Origin of the sequence: Tenacibaculum skagerrakense, assembly GCF_004345825.1 — a bacterium.
Classification (GTDB): Bacteria; Bacteroidota; Bacteroidia; order Flavobacteriales; family Flavobacteriaceae; genus Polaribacter; species Polaribacter skagerrakensis.
On the sequence record NZ_SLXM01000001.1, the window covers coordinates 501,160 to 514,434 of the forward strand.

The following is a 13,275-nucleotide window of genomic DNA, read 5'->3' on the forward strand; positions in this document are numbered from 1 at the left end:
GTGTTCCGTAAATTTACGAAATTATACACTTTTAGCCACCTTTTTTCATGCTCAATTGTATACGTTTTCTGGCTATATCTATCTCTAAAACTTTTACCTGAACTTGTTGTTGTAGTCGAACAATTTTATTGATATCTTCTACGTATGTGTCGGATAAATTTGAAACGTGTACCAATCCACTTTCTTTAATACCAATATCAACAAAACAGCCAAAATTTGTAATGTTATTCACGATACCAGGAAGTACCATTCCAACTTTTAAATCGGTAATGGTTTTTACTTCTTCACTAAATGAAAACGCTTTTGCTTTTTCTCTAGGGTCTAAACCGGGTTTCTCTAATTCTTTTACAATGTCTTTTAACGTAAGCAAACCGAATTCTGAAGTTACGTACTTACTTAATTGAATCTCTTTTAGTTGTTTTGTATTTCCAATTAAATCTTCTGTTTTTAACTGTAAATCTTTAGCCATCTTTTTTACTAAAGAATAACTTTCAGGATGCACACTTGAATTATCTAGCGGATTATCTCCTTGCTTTATTCGTAAGAAACCAGCAGATTGCTCAAAAGCTTTTCCTCCTAATCGCGCTACTTTTTTAATATCATCACGTGTTTTAAATACACCGTGCTGATTTCTATGAGTAACAATATTCTCTGCTAGTTTTGGCCCAATTCCAGAAACATAACTCAATAAAGAAGCACTAGCAGTATTGATATTTACACCAACTTTATTTACGCAGTGTTCTACAACTGTGTCTAACGATTTTTTAAGTTGGTTCTGATCAACATCATGTTGATATTGGCCAACACCAATAGATTTTGGATCTATTTTTACCAATTCAGCTAATGGATCTGCCAAACGTCTTCCAATAGAAACAGCACCACGAACCGTTACATCTTCTTTTGGAAATTCATCTCTTGCAATTTTTGAAGCAGAATAAATTGATGCTCCAGCTTCATTAACTACAAAAACTTCAAGATTTTTTGTAGCGGGAATGTTCTTTATAAATCGTTCTGTTTCTCTTGATGCCGTTCCATTTCCAATAGAAATAGCTTCAATATGATATTCTTTTATTAAATGTTCAATTGTATAAGCAGATTCTGTAATATTGTTTTGAGGAGCATTTGGATAAATAGCTGTGTTATAAAGCAATTCTCCATGTTCACTTAAACAAACTACTTTACACCCTGTTCTAAAACCAGGGTCGATAGCTAAAATTCGCTTTTCGCCTAATGGAGCTCCTAATAATAATTGTTCAAGGTTGTTTTTAAAAACTGTAATAGCGGCTTCATCTGCTTTTTCTTTAGCAATATTCATTGCTTCTGTAGTTAAAGAAGGTAATAATAAACGTTTGTAAGCGTCATCAATAGCCAATTGAATTTCGGCTCCACATTCGTTATTACTTTTAATCAACTTGCGATCTATTTTTTCTAAAACACGATCATCATCAATTTCAATTTTAACTCTAATAATCCCTTCTTTTTCTCCACGTAAAATTGCTAATAAACGATGAGAGGGAATTCTATGCAAACTCTCTGACCAATCAAAGTAATCTTTAAATTTCTGAGCATTTTCATCTTCTTTCTTGGTTTTTACAACTTTGGTAACAATTGTTGAAAAACGCTCTAATTCTCTTCGAATTAAATTACGAATATCCGAACGCTCATTAATCCATTCTGCTATAATGTGTCTGGCGCCTTCTAATACTTGCTCTTCATTTTCAACAGCGCTATTTATGTACTTAGAAGCTATGTAATCTAAATCATCAGCTTTTTGACTCATGATGATTTTTGCCAACGGTTCTAGCCCATTATTTTTTGCAGTTTCGGCCTTGGTTTTACGTTTTTTCTTGTAAGGCAAATAAATATCCTCAAGTGTTGTTAAATCTTGAGTGTTTTCAATTTTAGACTGTAACTCAGCGGTCAATACTTCTTGTTCTTCTAAAGCTTTAAGAATTGCTTTTTTTCTTTTTTCTAAGGTTTCAAAAGCTTCTTTTAAGGCCACGATTTCTCCAATTTCAACTTCATCTAAATTCCCAGTTCGCTCTTTACGATAACGTGCAATAAAAGGAATGGTACAATCTTCATTTAATAATTCAACAGTGTTTTGAATACTTTTTTCTGAATAAGAAGTTTTTGAGGATATATATGAAATCAGCTGCATCGACAGTAATAAATTTTTAAATAGTATTTCGAGTTACAAATAAACAAAAAAGAAGGATTTTAAAATTTGTTTTTCTTCCATGTTTAAAAATTATACATTCTTGATTAAATATAATATGCTTAGGGTAAATAAATTGAAATGAGGAAAAGATTGATTTATTTTTAATTCAATAACCTTTAAAATTAATAAGTATGAGTCATGTGTATAGTCCGTCTAGGCATAAGGAGAAAAAAGAAGTTGTATCTGATAAGAAAATGAAAGAGATTATGAATGAGAGAAGATGGCAATATGTTGATTTAGGAATATCAGATGAAAGTTTAAAAGAGAACTTTGATTTTTTAAATGATGCAGTTGTTATTCGTTCGGGAGCTGAAGGAATTCCTTTAATGACAACTACGGGGATTTATGGTCCAATTAAACCCTATCAAAAAGTTCGTTTAGAACAAGGTACAGGAAGAGGATCCGTTGTAAAAGTGGAAGAGGAATATACTGAAGAACATTCTTTATTAGACGAGTTAAAAGAAAGACGAATTAATGCGAAAGTTCCTAAAAAAGGAAATGCTTTAAAAGTTCAAGCAAAGTGGGTGAGCGGAAAAGATGGTGGAGGTTTGCCTTCTGTTGGTAATTCTGCAAATGTTTTTGGAGCAACAGGATCGTTATTGGTAAATGAAACAGAAATCGATTTTCCTGTGTTAGATATTCATCATAAAGATTTTGATGAAACATTGAAATATTATGGGGCAAAAATTTTAAAGCCAGGAGAATCTTTTCATATGGGATTTAATAAGCCTTTGTTTGGTATGGAATACGACACTAGTTTGCCAGGCTACATTCAAGATTACGTTATGAAGTCTTATGGAGGCGGAGGTTTATTTGTTGAGCATCATCCGTTTCCACATATTTGGTTTCCAAATCCAACTGAAGAAGAAAAGTCAACGAATATTTGTCGTATTTTATTAGGACGAATTATAGAAAGTAAAGAAGAACAAGAGAGAGATAATAGAGAAAGTTGGGAAGAGAATAAATGTCCAGAAAGACATGGAAATAAGTTACAGCCAGAATATCATTTTACAGTTTTTAGATTTCCTTCTGATGGACATGCAATTGCTGTTGATGAATGTTGCATTCATAATGATAGTTTTTGTAATGGGAAACAAGTTGTTTTTTTAGCAAATACAGATGCAAATACGGTTGCGTTACGAGAAACGGCTCCATTTAAAAACCTTCGAATTTCAGAGCAAGAAACTCCACATAAATAGAGAGAAATAAGAAAATTAAAAAAGTCCAGATTTACTGTAATCTGGACTTTTTTATTTGGCAAACGTGTTCAGATAATAAGTTTTTTTACTCTCTTATGTAACTATCCTTTTTGACCGTTATTGTTCATATAAGTAACTAACCGTAATTTTGTTTGTATATATTCAGGTTGAAATTATATTTAAAGTATTATGAATAATAAAGTAACAATCCTTCTTCTTACCATTATGTTTATATCTTGTGCCTTACAAGAAGAAGAGAAAAAATCAAATAGCGCAGTTTTATCAGAGGTAAAAGAAGATTCTATTACTAACCCAACCAATAAAGTATTGTTGTATTCTGATGTGGTTTGGGAAAAGTTAAATCCAGCTAGAGGAGAAAAAAGTCCACAAGCAGGAACATTATGGGGTAATCGAAAAAGTGAAGTACCAACAGGTTTTCTAGCTAAGTTTATTGATGGTTTTTCTTCGCCACCACACATACACAATGCAACTTATAGGGCAGTAGTTATAAAAGGTTCTATACATAATGATGATCCTGCTGCTGAAAAATTATGGATGAAACCAGTTTCATTTTGGACACAGCCTGCTGGTGAATCTCATATAACTGCTGCAAAAGGTTCTGAAAATATTGCCTTAGTAGAAATTGATAAAGGTCCTTATTTAGTTAAACCTATTTCTGAAGCTTTTGATAATGGAGAACGACCAGTTAATATTGATGTTTCTAACTTAATTTGGTTAGACGGGAATGATATTAAATGGATATCTGAAAAAAGTAATATTTCGACAAGTTTATTATGGGAAGAAACAAGTTCAAAGAATAAAGGGTTATTTCTTAAAATACCTGCTAATTCTAAAGGAAAAATAGTGTCGTCGGGTAATGTTTTTCATGGAGTTGTTATTAAAGGAATTTTAAACTATGATCTGCCTAAAGACCAAATACAAGTGCTGGAGAGCGGAAGTTATTTTGGAGCTACTGATAGAGCAGAACATAAAATTGAGAATAATACAACTTCAGAGGTAATTATATATATAAGAACAAATGGGGAGATTTCTGTAAGATAATTCGATTAATGTTTTGAATATTCTTTTCTGAATAAAAACTTTTTGAGGAGATTTATGTTTTCAACTGTTTTTACAAAACTTAATTTTAATACTTCTTAATGATGCAAATGAAAAAATAAGTCTTTTTATTTTGTTTTTTTGTGGAAGTTACTGAACTATTCGCATATAGTTAATAGATTTAAAAAAAGTCCAGATTTACTATGATCTGGACTTTTTTAATTTATAGAATTTTTTATTCTACTGGGTAAATTTTGTAAGATAGTATGTCTTAGTTTTAGTATCCATATCTCCTTTTATAAAGAAATCCTTGTATTTAAATATGGTTTTCGCTACTTCACTTTTTGTAGGATGTTTATCAATCTTATCAAAAATATTTTCAGGAACTTCCTTTTCTGGGGAGTGTTCAAAATTATCATTAAAAACACCTTCTATTCTGGTAGATTTTGTACTAGAAAATGAGTTATAGGCAAACATTGTCGGATTAAAGAAAAAAGTAACGTTTCCTGCGCCTCCTATTGGAATTCCACCAAAACCAGGTCCCATCATAAATCCACCACCACCTCTGGCTTGTTTTACATATCCACCAATGGTAAATAAATAATCATCAGCAACCTTAATTACCGAAACGCCTATATTTTCTGCTGTTATTTTTCTTAAAAACTTTTTTGTTTTTTCTAATTCACGATAACTATTGTAAACTGCACCTTCTTGAATAATTGGAGTGTTTTTAAAAGCAATAGTTTCATTTTTATTAACTGCGTATTCCTTAATGAAAGCACCTGAGTTATAATTAAGAATTTGCATTGAAAAAATGTCTTTAGTAGCAGCAACTTCAAAAATATACTTATCGTATAAAAACGAATTAGTTTTCTTTCTTGGAGAATTTATATTTAACAAAGGTTTTTCAAAAGTTTTCATTGAAGATTTTTTAGTTTCAATATCAATTGTTAAAACCTGAGTTTTTTCCTTGTTTTGGTCGAAGGTAATTACTATTTCGTTGTTTCGAACATATATTTTTGTTTTATCAGAAACAGCTTCTATTGAATTAGGTACATCCTTTTCAAATTTATTTATCTTATCTGGGGTTGTCAGTAAATTTGCAATTCTTACAGCTTTACCGTTTTTACCAGCTATTAATGTACTTTCTAGATCAATTTTATTTTTTATTGGTGATCCATCAGCATCAAAATTATATAAAAACAACTCACCTGAAAGTTTATTTGCGGTTAAGAAATGGAGCTTATTAGCTGGAGAGATTGTCTGAATAAAGTATTCATATAGTGGTAACTCGAACTCATTATGATTTGTAGATTTAGATGAGTAAGAAAAATTAATTGAGGTAAACTTGTTTTTGTTTGGATTAGATAAGAAAATTCGATAATCTTCATCATGAATATCAGCTCCTATAAAAACTTTATATTTTCTTTTTTTTGTATCAGAAGCTAATTTATCTATAAGTTGAAACTGATCATTTAATTTATAACCATATACATTTTTTGCGTCTGCAATAAAAATTACAGAATTTCCATTTTCTTTATTAACAATGGGAATGACATCTTTAATATCAGTAGAATTTTGTTTTAAAACATTCCTAAAGTTAGTTAATTGAGTTTGTGCTGGTAAAGCTATTACAGTTAGGGTTACAACAATGAAACCTAACGCTTTTAGGAAACTTTTTCTCATCATATTTTTTTTCAATTTAAAATCGACGGCAAATATAAAACAAACGATTTATTTACTCCTAACAAGAGGAAACTTTAAAGCAATACCAGTTTGAATATCTGGTGAATTGTTAAGATATAAATCTTGTTTAAGGTATAAATTAAGAGTGGTTTTAGGAGTTCCATAGGTATATAATAGACTCCAGGCCGATTGATGTTCGGTGAGTTTTTCAAAACCGTTTGACCAACCAGAATGTATTTCTTGCCATTTTCCAACTAACTGATAATAATTGGCTTCATCAGGATTGTTATAACTGGTTTGTCTTTGATAGTTTATACCCCATGAATGATAATTTTTCTTTGCAGTATATTTTGTGTATTCAATCATAGATTCAAGACTTCCTAAAAAATTAAGGTCTCCGAGTTCAACCGTATTTCCAAAATTCATAATGTTTTTTCGTAGTACAGCCAATCCAACACCAAATCTAAATTCAGTATTATTTTTAAATCGCCATTCTTTTGTTAAGTTACTCGAAAACCCAAAGTCTAAAGAAGGATTGTATTCTGAAGTATTTATCCCCATGTGAGCGCCAAAACTCATAAAAATATTTTTATGAGTTAACTTGGGAAAAGAAGGATAATAAAAATAGTTAGTTTCTATTCCTCCAAAAATAAACTCACCATCTTTTAAGGTTAAGACTCTTCCGTTTTTGTCTTGATATCTTACATTTACTTGATTTAGTCCGTAATATCTTCTTCCAAAAGGATCTTCACCGCCCGCAATATTACTATGAAACCATTCAATAAAATTATCACTGGTAATAGTTGAAAAAGGAAAAAGCCCTTTGGTAACTAAATACGATCTAAGTGTAAAAGTAAGATCGCTTTTAGCAGTAAGCTTTGTAGTAAAATCAATTCGTATGTTTTTAAAAACAGCATCAACAACAATAGTAGAGTATTCGGCTGGCGTAGTTTCTTGGTCTATAAAAAAGTGTCTATTGTACCAAATTAATTGTCTCATTTCATTTCTCGTAGCTTCATCTTTAGGGATGTACTTTTCAACAAACGGATTAAACGTATTTGCACTGGCAATAGAAACTTGTAGTTCGTTTTTATCAACAGGGCGCACTTTAAAATTTTGGTTGATTCGAGAAGAAAACATTCCAAAATGATGAATAGGAAGCATGCTAGGTTTGTCTATTCCGTTTTTAAGAAAAGCACTACTGTTATGTTGAGCCGAAGCATCAGTTAAAAAAGCAATTCCTAAAATGATAAAGACAAGTTTATGCATGTAGTAAAAATAAAGCTTTTAAGATTTTTTTCTTCTATTCTACCAAAAGAAGCGACTTAAAAAAATATCTCTTGAGCTAAACGAAACGTATTCGCATGAGCTTGCACAATGATATTAATATCTGTTGAGTAACCACCGCCCATACTGCACATTACTGGAATTTTGTTATCATAACAAGTTTGAAGAACAAAGCGATCACGTTCTTTACAGCCTTCAAGAGAAATACATAGTTTACCAAGTTTATCACTTTCTAAAATATCGACACCACACTGATAAAAAATAAAATCTGGTTGCTGCTCTTTAATAAGTTTAGGTAGCGTGTTTTTTAAAATGGAGAGATACTCTTCATCTTTTGTGTTATTTTCTAAAGGGATGTCTAAATCAGATTGCTCTTTATGAAAAGGATAATTTGTTTTTCCATGCATTGAAAATGTAAAAACAGAAGGGTCATCTTTAAAAATTTCTGCTGTACCATTTCCTTGATGTACATCTAAATCAACAATTAATACTTTTTTAATCAATCCTTTGTTTTGAAGATAACGTGCCGAAACCGCTTGATCGTTTAACAAACAAAATCCCTCGCCACTATTGGTAAATGCATGATGTGTTCCACCTGCAATATTCATTGCAATTCCATGTTCTAGCGCAAATTCCGAAGCTTTCATGCTTCCATCAGTAATCACCATTTCTCGAGCAATCAATTGCTCACTTAAAGGAAAACCAATTTTACGTTCTTCTTTTTTAGATAAGGTAATGTTTAATAAATCGAAAAAATATTCTGGTGTATGAACGGAAAAGAAATATTTGTTATTTGGAATTTCTGGCTCAAAAAAGTTGTCTTTTGCACAAGTGCCTTCATGGATTAATTGTTGCGGTATTAAATCATACTTTTCCATCGGAAATCGATGTGTGTCTGGTAAAGGATGATTGTAAATTGGATGATAGGCGATCTTTAACATTCGTATTCAAAAGAGATGCTCAAAGCTATTTAATATATTAGAATGCTAAAAATTTATAGCTATTATTTTTCCTGTCATAATAACTATAAACGGTCTTCTGCTGTAATCTAAAAAAGTGACTTTCATTATTCTTTAAATCACTGTTTCCTAAAAATTGACTTATTTTATGATATACATTTTCCTTTATTTTACTAGAACTTGGGTTTAAATCTAAATCAACCGAGTAGGTTAAATAATTGGATTTAACCTTTCGATAAACGTTTAAGATATAAGCGTGAGGATCTAAAAAACCTCTATAATTATTTACAGAGTACAAATAGGTTAAGTTACTCATGTTTACTCCTATCATAGGATTATCAATTGTAGCTGGCTTTTTCCCTCCAACAGTAATTTGATAACTTTCAGGTTGTTGCTCAACAAAAATCCCGATGTCACTATAGTAAAGATTGTTCAAAAACTTTTGATTGCTTGTTGATTTTCGATGCTTTTTCCCTTTAATCACCATTTCATAATCTTTAAATGGAAAAGGTTTAGCTACATCGGCAACAAAACTTTTTATAATACTTTCATCTATTACATTATGCACATTAATTTTTAACTGCTTTTTAGTACAAGCAACAATAAATAACATGTTATTTAGTAGAAAAGAGTTAGTAGTTTTATTTTTACTAGCAACTTCAAAAAAAGGTTTTTTTATTTTCTGTAAGGAAAAAGATTCATTAGCTAAATCGAGAGATAAAATTTGTGTATAAAATTTATTTTTATCAAAAACTATCTTGATTGTTGCATCAACAACATACAATTTGGTGAAATCTGTAGCGCTTTCAATAGGAATTGTTTGTAGTTTATTTTCTACGCTATTATTTTCAAGCTCTATAGAATGTAATTTTGTAATGGTGTAATCGTTATACAATACATTAAATAACAGTTTAGACAAACTTGTTTCTTTACTGTTATTTAGTAATAGTTTCTGACCTTTTAAATTGAAGGATTTTAGTGTAGATTTTCCATCATTAAAATATGTTTTGACAACTAAATTAGAAGAGTTGTTTTTTAAAAACAGTAAATGAGTTTTATCTCCCAAGTTCACACTTTGTAAAAGTGTCATGTTTTTAGCAGAGAAAGATTCGTTTTTATAGTAAGCAGTATCTTTTTTAAAGTCAAATTCAACTTGTTTGAAACGCTTTAGGTTTTTGTCTGAAACAATAAAAGTATAGGTGTTTTCAGTATATGTTTTTCCTACAATTCCGCTAAACCTTCTGTTTCTTTTTATTGATAATTGCTTCTTTGATTCAAATTTCGAGTTTGTTAAATAACTATAGATAGAGTCTTTATTACTAATAAAAGTAACAATATCATTATTCAAGTTGTTCACTATTGAAAGTGAACCTCGTATTGTTTTTGAAGATGTTTTTAAAGAAGGTTGAATTTCACCTAACTTTTCTTGCGCAAAAACTATTGAACTACAAAATAAGATTAAAACTAGGGGTAATTTTTTAATCATGCATCAACATTTAAAACACTAATTTACAAAATATTGAATAAATATAAGTTAGTAGTTTTTCTGATGTTGATGTAAATTATAAAGAATAAAAAAGAGCCTTGAAAAAGGCTCTTATATTTACTAGGAAACTTGTCCGCCGTTATGTACTTTTTGTTGTGGCTCTACAAAAGCTAAAGATCCATCTTCAGCATCAGTCATTAAAATCATACCTTGACTTTCAATACCACGTATTTTTCTTGGCGCTAAATTACATAATACGGTAACTTGTTGCCCAATAATATCTTCTGGTTTAAAACTTTCAGCGATACCAGAAACAATTGTTCTTACATCGATTCCAACATCTACTTTTAGTTTTAATAATTTTTTCGTTTTCGCAACTTTTTCTGCTTCTAAAATAGTTCCAATTCTAATATCCATTTTAGTGAAGTCTTCAAACTCAATAGTCTCTTTTTGAGGTTCAACTTCTTTATTTGCAGCTTCGTTTGCTTTTTTAGTAGCTTCTAGTTTTGCTAATTGAACTTCAATAGTTTTGTCTTCTATTTTAGAGAAAAGTAAAGGAGCTTTACCTTCCATAATTTTATGACCAGTCGGAAGTAAAACTTTCTTTGAAGTTATTTCACTCCATGAATTTTCTACATCTTTATTAATGTTTAAAATATCTTTTAATTTTTCAGAAGTAAAAGGAAGAAATGGTTCAGATAAAACAGATAAGGCTGTAGCAATCTGTAAAGCTACATACATAATTGTTTTTACACGCTCTTCATCCTCTTTGATAAGAGTCCAAGGTTCTTCATCCGCTAAATATTTGTTTCCTAAACGGGCCACATTCATAAACTCTTGTGAAGCTTCTCTGAATCGATAACGTTCAATTGACTTAGCAATAACATCAGGGAACTGTTGAAGTTGTTCCATAATCTCTTCATCAAGTTCTGTAAAATCATTAGGTTCAGGAACTATTCCATTATAGTATTTATTTGTTAAAACTGCTACTCGATTGATAAAGTTTCCGAAAATAGCAACTAACTCATTGTTGTTTTTTGCTTGAAAATCTTTCCAAGTAAAATCGTTGTCTTTATTTTCAGGAGCATTTGCTGTCAAAGTGTAACGTAAAACGTCTTGTTGATCTGGGAATTCTTCTAAATATTCATGTAACCAAACAGCCCAGTTTTTAGAAGTAGATAATTTGTTTCCTTCTAAGTTCAAGAATTCGTTTGCAGGAACATTTTCAGGTAAAATATAACCTCCATGAGCTTTTAACATTGAAGGGAAAATAATACAGTGGAATACAATATTATCTTTTCCAATGAAATGAACTAGTTTGGTATTTTCGTCTTTCCAATAATCTTCCCAGTTTTTACCTTCACGAGCAGCCCATTCTTTCGTAGAAGAAATATAGCCGATTGGTGCATCAAACCACACATAAAGTACTTTTCCATCTGCACCTTCAACAGGTACAGGAATTCCCCAGTCTAAATCACGTGTTACAGCACGCGGACGTAATCCATCATCAATCCAAGATTTTACTTGTCCTAATACATTCGATTTCCAGTCGTTTTTATGTCCTTCTAAAATCCACTCACGTAAAAAAGCTTCATGTTTATCTAAAGGTAAAAACCAGTGCTTAGTCTGTTTTAATACAGGAACATTTCCAGTAATTGCCGATTTAGGGTTGATTAAATCTGTAGCGTTATGACTCGTTCCACACTTCTCACATTGATCTCCATAACTTTCTTCATTTCCACATTTAGGACAAGTTCCAATTACAAAACGATCTGCTAAAAATTGGTCTGCTTCCGCATCATACAATTGTTCAGAGACTTCTTCAATAAACTCACCATCAGCATACATTTTCTTGAAGAAATCTGAGGCAGTTTCATGATGTATTTCTGCAGATGTACGAGAGTAATTATCAAATGAAATTCCAAAATCTTCAAAAGATTGCTTAATAATAGCATGATATTTATCGATAATTTGTTGAGGAGTAACACCTTCTTTCTTTGCTCGCATAGGAATTGCAACACCGTGCTCATCTGAACCACAAATGTATGCAACATCATTTCCTGTTAAACGTAAAAAACGTGCATAAATATCTCCAGGTACATAAACCCCAGCTAAATGTCCAATATGAATAGGACCATTTGTATAAGGTAATGCCGCTGTAATTGTATATCTTTTTGAAGAACTCATTTTCTTGTATTTTGAAGTGCAAAAGTACAAAACACGCTTCTATTTTGTTACATTTACACTAACTAGATTTTAACGTGATTAGAAGAAGTTAATCGTATGCGAAAATTCATGATACTAATGCTGTTAACGGCACTCCCAATAAGCGCTCAAAAAACAATGAAGTTAATTACACCTCCTTATTTAAAAAAGGGAGATACGATTGCAATTGTAGCTCCTGCAGGAATATTAAAAAATAGAGAAGAAGTTATTAATGATGCTAAAAAATTAGTAGAAAGTTGGGGGTTAAAAGTGGTAATAGGAAAACACGTTTTTGCTCAAGCAAATCATTTTGCAGGAACTGATGAGCAACGTTGTCAAGATTTTCAAGAAGCATTAGACAATCCGAAAATAAAAGCTATTTGGAGTGCTAGAGGGGGGTATGGTTCGGTTAGAATTTTAGATAAGCTTGATTTTACAAAGTTCAAGAAACATCCAAAATGGATTATCGGGTATTCTGATATTACAGCATTTCATAATCATGTACACAATTTAGGAGTAGAGAGTTTGCATGCAATGATGGGAACAAGTATGCAAGATAAACCAGAGGATATCACAGAGACTATTGATACTTTTAAAAAAGCATTGTTTGGTAAACAACTTGATTATACTATAAAATCTTCCGAACATAACAGAAGAGGAACTGTAGAAGGTGTTTTAGTAGGAGGAAATATTGCAATTTTGAGTTCTATGCTAGGTTCGGATAGTCAAATAAATACTGATGGAAAAATTTTATTTATTGAAGAGATAGGCGAATATAAATATGCTATTGATAGAATGCTACAAAGCTTAAAAAGAGCGGGTTATTTTACAAAAGTTAAAGGAATTATTGTAGGTGATATGACCAAGGTTAGAAAAAACACAACACCATGGGGAACATCTATAGAACAGTTAATTCTAGACATCGTTCCTGATGACATTCCGGTTCTATTTGGGTTTCCAGCAGGTCATGAACCAGATAATAGAGCTTTGCTAATGGGAAGAGAAGTAAAGCTATCAGTTGGAAGTAAGTCTTCTTCGATTAGTTTTAAATAACTTAGAAATATCTACTTGTCCCGAAGTTTTGGGAGTTTCAGGTTCTCATCAAATGAAGTAGTTATAGTGTGAGATTCCGAAACAAGTTCGGAATGACGTTAGTAGACAAATATTATGTAA

General features: G+C 31.1%; 9 protein-coding genes. 3 read left to right on the plus strand and 6 right to left on the minus strand.

Features of this window, described 5'->3' with window-relative positions:
* Window positions 1-31 precede the first annotated feature (31 nt).
* Complete coding sequence (locus EV195_RS02320; RefSeq protein WP_132792352.1) at window positions 32-2,161, minus strand: Tex family protein; 2,130 nt, start codon at window positions 2,159-2,161, stop codon at window positions 32-34.
* Between the two features lie 191 nt (window positions 2,162-2,352).
* Here EV195_RS02320 and EV195_RS02325 point away from each other — a divergent pair, with 191 nt between their 5' ends.
* Complete coding sequence (locus EV195_RS02325) at window positions 2,353-3,420, plus strand: hypothetical protein (RefSeq protein ID WP_132792354.1); 1,068 nt, start codon at window positions 2,353-2,355, stop codon at window positions 3,418-3,420.
* 189 nt (window positions 3,421-3,609) lie between these two features.
* Window positions 3,610-4,482 (plus strand): DUF4437 domain-containing protein, encoded by an 873-nt coding sequence (locus tag EV195_RS02330; RefSeq protein ID WP_132792357.1) that lies wholly within the window; start codon window positions 3,610-3,612, stop codon window positions 4,480-4,482.
* 237 nt (window positions 4,483-4,719) lie between these two features.
* Here the strand turns inward: EV195_RS02330 and EV195_RS02335 are convergent, their stop codons facing one another.
* From EV195_RS02335 to metG, 5 genes are all read right to left on the minus strand, one after another.
* Window positions 4,720-6,165: a hypothetical protein gene (locus EV195_RS02335; RefSeq protein ID WP_132792360.1), complete on the minus strand. Its 1,446-nt coding sequence runs from the start codon at window positions 6,163-6,165 to the stop codon at window positions 4,720-4,722.
* Between the two features lie 48 nt (window positions 6,166-6,213).
* Window positions 6,214-7,434 carry a hypothetical protein gene (locus tag EV195_RS02340; protein ID WP_132792362.1) on the minus strand — a complete coding sequence of 407 codons (1,221 nt, stop codon included), beginning with the start codon at window positions 7,432-7,434 and terminating at the stop codon, window positions 6,214-6,216.
* Between the two features lie 56 nt (window positions 7,435-7,490).
* Entirely contained in the window at window positions 7,491-8,393 is a 903-nt protein-coding gene (locus EV195_RS02345) for a histone deacetylase family protein (RefSeq protein WP_132792364.1), read from the minus strand.
* Window positions 8,394-8,430: 37 nt separating this feature from the next.
* On the minus strand, window positions 8,431-9,897 hold the full coding sequence (locus EV195_RS02350; RefSeq protein WP_132792367.1) for a hypothetical protein: 1,467 nt from the start codon (window positions 9,895-9,897) through the stop codon (window positions 8,431-8,433).
* A gap of 120 nt (window positions 9,898-10,017) precedes the next feature.
* Window positions 10,018-12,084 (minus strand): methionine--tRNA ligase, encoded by a 2,067-nt coding sequence (gene metG / locus EV195_RS02355; protein WP_132792369.1) that lies wholly within the window; start codon window positions 12,082-12,084, stop codon window positions 10,018-10,020.
* Window positions 12,085-12,240: 156 nt separating this feature from the next.
* Here metG and EV195_RS02360 point away from each other — a divergent pair, with 156 nt between their 5' ends.
* On the plus strand, window positions 12,241-13,155 hold the full coding sequence (locus EV195_RS02360) for a S66 peptidase family protein (RefSeq protein WP_317128200.1): 915 nt from the start codon (window positions 12,241-12,243) through the stop codon (window positions 13,153-13,155).
* Window positions 13,156-13,275 lie beyond the last annotated feature (120 nt).

What these genes read in the sequence shown, in the direction of transcription:
- EV195_RS02320 (WP_132792352.1), bottom strand. Translation starts at nt 2,161, where the DNA reads ATGCAGCTGATTTCATATATATCCTCAAAAACTTCTTATTCAGAAAAA.
- EV195_RS02325 (WP_132792354.1), top strand. Translation starts at nt 2,353, where the DNA reads ATGAGTCATGTGTATAGTCCGTCTAGGCATAAGGAGAAAAAAGAAGTT.
- EV195_RS02330 (WP_132792357.1), top strand. Translation starts at nt 3,610, where the DNA reads ATGAATAATAAAGTAACAATCCTTCTTCTTACCATTATGTTTATATCT.
- EV195_RS02335 (WP_132792360.1), bottom strand. Translation starts at nt 6,165, where the DNA reads ATGAGAAAAAGTTTCCTAAAAGCGTTAGGTTTCATTGTTGTAACCCTA.
- EV195_RS02340 (WP_132792362.1), bottom strand. Translation starts at nt 7,434, where the DNA reads ATGCATAAACTTGTCTTTATCATTTTAGGAATTGCTTTTTTAACTGAT.
- EV195_RS02345 (WP_132792364.1), bottom strand. Translation starts at nt 8,393, where the DNA reads ATGTTAAAGATCGCCTATCATCCAATTTACAATCATCCTTTACCAGAC.
- EV195_RS02350 (WP_132792367.1), bottom strand. Translation starts at nt 9,897, where the DNA reads ATGATTAAAAAATTACCCCTAGTTTTAATCTTATTTTGTAGTTCAATA.
- metG (WP_132792369.1), bottom strand. Translation starts at nt 12,084, where the DNA reads ATGAGTTCTTCAAAAAGATATACAATTACAGCGGCATTACCTTATACA.
- EV195_RS02360 (WP_317128200.1), top strand. Translation starts at nt 12,241, where the DNA reads ATGAAGTTAATTACACCTCCTTATTTAAAAAAGGGAGATACGATTGCA.